This is a genomic window from Polynucleobacter sp. Latsch14-2 (genome assembly GCF_018881925.1).
GTDB lineage: Bacteria > Pseudomonadota > Gammaproteobacteria > Burkholderiales > Burkholderiaceae > Polynucleobacter.
Genome location: NZ_JACVPL010000046.1, coordinates 1 through 260 on the forward strand (window position 1 = coordinate 1; position 260 = coordinate 260).

1 protein-coding gene is annotated in these 260 nt (G+C 46.9%); it reads left to right on the forward strand.

Translation table 11 applies throughout. From position 1 onward, the window contains the following. A partial coding sequence (locus tag ICN46_RS11900) for an integrase core domain-containing protein (RefSeq protein ID WP_216209143.1) occupies positions 1-260 on the forward strand: 260 nt, incomplete at both ends.

Here is a 260-nt window from a genome sequence, read left to right on the forward strand (position 1 = left end):
AGCGACGACTAAACCCCCTGCCAAAACACTTTTGCAACAGCAAGATAAGTTTGAAGACTTTATCCATGAGTACAACTATGAGCGGCCCCATCAAGCCCTGGAGATGAAAAAACCGGCACAGCTCTATGTTCCTTCGACCCGAAAATATGAAGGGCTACCCGATGTGAGTTATCCCTTCCACGATAAGACAGTGACCGTGACTAACTGCGGACGCATCTGTTTAGATGGTAAGAAGATTCACTTTAGTACGGTGTTCGCTG